Annotated in this window: 2 protein-coding genes and 1 pseudogene; all 3 read left to right on the top strand. The window is 54.9% G+C overall.

Translation table 11 applies throughout. From position 1 onward, the window contains the following. Positions 1–419: 419 nt before the first annotated feature. Positions 420–1,070 carry a hypothetical protein gene (locus RI563_RS12240; protein WP_310694667.1) on the top strand — a complete coding sequence of 217 codons (651 nt, stop codon included), beginning with the start codon at positions 420–422 and terminating at the stop codon, positions 1,068–1,070. Further along, positions 1,067–1,918 (top strand): nucleotidyl transferase AbiEii/AbiGii toxin family protein, encoded by an 852-nt coding sequence (locus tag RI563_RS12235; protein WP_310694666.1) that lies wholly within the window; start codon positions 1,067–1,069, stop codon positions 1,916–1,918. The genes RI563_RS12240 and RI563_RS12235 overlap by 4 nt, the downstream gene beginning before the upstream one ends. A 142-nt stretch (positions 1,919–2,060) precedes the next feature. Beyond that, positions 2,061–3,752: pseudogene (gene hrpA / locus RI563_RS12230) on the top strand (ATP-dependent RNA helicase HrpA); the annotation flags it as partial.

The following is a 3,752-nucleotide window of genomic DNA, read 5'->3' as shown; positions in this document are numbered from 1 at the left end:
CATATGAGCTGTTCGTCCTGATAAAAGATAGTTTGCAGTTGGCAGATAGCAGTCGGCAGGTACTTAGTACTTAGTACTTAGTGCTTAGTAGGAGGCGATTGACGTACACGGATGTACTAACACCCAAAGCACTCGTGTTACTCGCGGGGTGGGCTCTGTCGCGGTTGGGAGCAGGGTCGGACCTCCGCAAGTTATTGAACTACCGAATAAATATTTGGAATCGAGGTCTCTCAGAGGCTTAAAAGGCCTTTTTACTGGCTGCAATTCCCGGTTTAGCTGGGTGGGGCTGACTGCGCTGTTCTGCAGATGGCGGTATCGAAAAACCAATAAAAACAACACGATAGGGAATATCTGGCCATCATAAGTGTCTATAATTTACAGAAACTTGCAAAATATGGAAGTTATTGTAAATTATAGTGATGGTACCGCTCACAGAAAAGATTATTCACTCCGGGCTGGCTGATCGCCCGCTGTCGGCCACTCAAATCGAGCGCCTGTTGGGGGGCAGCGACGCCCGTCGCTATGGGCAGGTCAATCGTGCCCTCAAGGCGGGGGAGCTAATTAAAGCTCGCCGTGGGCTGTATGTTCTGAATCCGCTTTTTCGTAAACATTCTTTACACCCTTTTGTCCTGGCCCAGCAGATGCTGCCCGGCAGTTATGTCTCCGCCGAATCGGCATTGGGATTTCATGGCTGGATTCCTGAGTCGGTGCACACCGTGCTGAGCATGACCCATGGCGGCAAGTCCGTAACCTACGAGAGTGCACAACTGGGGCGATTTGAATTCCGGCGCATGACAGTAAGAACCGGCTATTTCCTGCAGTCGGTTGCCAGGCATGAGCTGGATCATCAGGTCGCCCTGATCGCCGAACCGCTGCGGGCATTGCTGGACCTGGTGTATTTGCGCAAGTACGAGTGGCAGGGGCTGGAGTTTTTAACCCACGGCATGCGGATCGATGAGCAACAACTGCGCAGCGTGACCGGGCTGGATATTTCACGATTGATGGATGTATACAAGGGCAGGCGAGAACAGGCGTTCCTTGCCGAACTGCAAAGAGAGCTGGGATTATGATTGAGTTGATTCAAAAACGATTAGAAGCCTATAGTCCCGGCAGTCCGCTTGAGGAGGAGAATGCCCTCAAGGAGATTGTGCAGGAGATTTTATTATTCGCCTTATGGCGTGAAGGGTTCTTTGAAGTCGCGGCATTCCAGGGCGGAACCAGCCTGCGAATTCTGCATGGATTACCGAGGTTTTCTGAGGACATTGATTTTATTCTGCAGAGCCCCGATCCGGCTTTTACGTGGAAACCCTATCTGGAAAATCTTGCCGAAACCTGCAAGGAATTTGGTATTGAGCCGGAGGTGCTCGACAGGGACCAAATGGATCAGCATGTAAAAGCCGCCCTGATCAAGGATAACTCTATAGCCAACCAGCTGAATCTGGATTTTGTGAATCACCGGGATCAGAAGTTAAAAATTAAACTGGAAATCGACTGCAATCCACCGGCCGGTTCTGGTTTTGATTACACCTACCTGGATTTCCCGGTTGACTATGAAGTATGCAACCAGGATCTGAGTAGTAACTTTGCACTGAAAATTCATGCCTTGTTGTGCAGGGCATATATAAAGGGGCGGGATTGGTATGACTTTAACTGGTATATCGCCCAGGGGGTGACCCCAAATCTGGCGTTATTAAAAAACGCACTTTTCCAGTTTGGGCCCTATCAAGGTCAAGAGCTGAATGTGGATCGTGAATGGCTTGCCAATGCGCTCAGACAGAAGATTGCTTCCATCAATTGGCAGGATGCTGCTGGCGATGTCGAGCGGTTTCTAAAACCCGTTGAACAGAAAAGTCTGAATCTCTGGAGTGAGCGGTTTTATGAAAGTAAATTGAAAGCATTGGAATCTATACTGATGTAAATAATGATAAATGATGCCAGAGACCCATTGATAAGACGCAGCGCCTTGTCAGCGATAATCCCCCGCATCAATGGCATGAACGTGACTGAACTTGCTATCATAGCGTCCTCTGATTACCCCAATTATCCCCCGATAACCCCTGATGAATGCCCCGCCGGAATCGAATCGCGAATCGTTATCTGACCTGATCGCCAGCTGTATGCTGCGCGATCAGTTCCGCTTTCGGCGGCGTTTGAAGAAACTCCGGCAGTCAAAGGGTAAGAATGACGCTGCCGAATCACAATGGCAGAAACTGGCCACCGATATTCAAGGCTCGGCGGCGCGGCGTGCCCGGCGACTGATCGGCCTGCCTGTGCCAACTTACCCGGAAAACCTGCCGGTCAGTGAGCGCCGTGAGGATATCCGCGAGGCGATTGAACAGCACCAGGTGGTGATCGTGGCCGGGGAGACGGGTTCGGGCAAAACGACCCAGTTACCCAAGATCTGCATGGAACTGGGGCGCGGCGTGGCCGGGATGATTGGCCACACCCAGCCGCGGCGCCTGGCGGCGCGAAGTATTGCCAGCCGGGTGGCCGAGGAGCTGCAGAGCGAGCTGGGCGAGACGGTGGGGTACAAGGTCCGGTTCAAGGACCGGGTGGGTCCGAATACTTACCTGAAACTGATGACCGACGGGATCCTGCTGGCCGAGATCCAGGGCGATCGGTTCCTGAACGAGTACGACACCCTGATCATTGACGAGGCCCACGAGCGCAGCCTGAATATCGATTTTCTGCTGGGCTATCTCAAACAGCTGTTGCCAAAGCGGCCGGATCTGAAGGTGATCATTACCTCGGCGACCATCGATACCGAACGCTTCTCTCGCCATTTTGATGATGCCCCGGTTATCGAGGTCTCGGGTCGTACCTACCCGGTCGAGGTGCGGTATCGGCCGCTGCTGGATGAGACGAGCGAAAACGCCGGCGATGACGACGAGGCGACCACCCGGGACATGCAACAGGCCGTGCTGGAGGCGGTGGATGAGCTGGCGGCGATCGATACCGCGCAGGGCAAAAGCCCGGGGCATATCCTGATCTTTTTCAGCGGTGAACGGGAGATCCGCCAGGCCGCCGAGGCGCTGCGCAAGCATCATCCGCCCCAGACCGAGATACTGCCGTTATATGCCCGCCTGAGCGGCGCGGAACAGAACCGGGTGTTCAGCCCGGCAAAGCATCGGCGCATTGTGCTGGCGACCAATGTCGCCGAGACCTCGTTGACGGTACCCGGCATCCATTACGTGATCGACACCGGCACGGTGCGGATCAGCCGTTACAGTTATCGCAGCAAGATCCAGCGCCTGCCCGTGGAGCCGGTGTCCCAATCCAGCGCCAACCAGCGCAAGGGCCGTTGTGGGCGGATTACCGAAGGCGTGTGTATTCGCCTCTACTCGGAGGAGGACTTCAACGCCCGGCCCGAGTTTACCGATCCGGAGATCAGGCGCACCAACCTGGCGGCGGTCATCCTGCAAATGGAAGCCCTGCGGCTGGGGCATATTGAAGACTTTCCCTTCATCGAGCCGCCGGACGCCCGCTACATCAAAGACGGTTACAAGCTGCTGTACGAGCTGGGCGCGGTGGACGAACAGCAGCGGGTTACGAAACTGGGCCGGGAACTGTCCCGCCTGCCGGTGGACCCGAAGATCGGTCGCATGTTGATCGCCGCAAGGCAGTTCAACTGCCTGCAGGAGCTGCTGATCATCGGCAGTGCCCTGAGTGTGCAGGATCCGCGGGAACGCCCGGCCGACAAGCAGCAACAGGCCGATGAGAAACACCGGCTGATTTATTTCCCGCCGGAAGAC

The sequence above is a fragment of the Thiohalophilus sp. genome, from assembly GCF_031581315.1.
Taxonomy (GTDB): Bacteria; Pseudomonadota; Gammaproteobacteria; order UBA6429; family Thiohalophilaceae; genus Thiohalophilus.
The sequence above is the reverse complement of the archived record's forward strand: the minus strand, read 5'-3'. Positions and strand labels throughout refer to the sequence as shown.

What these genes read in the sequence shown, in the direction of transcription:
- RI563_RS12240 (WP_310694667.1), top strand. Translation starts at nt 420, where the DNA reads ATGGTACCGCTCACAGAAAAGATTATTCACTCCGGGCTGGCTGATCGC.
- RI563_RS12235 (WP_310694666.1), top strand. Translation starts at nt 1,067, where the DNA reads ATGATTGAGTTGATTCAAAAACGATTAGAAGCCTATAGTCCCGGCAGT.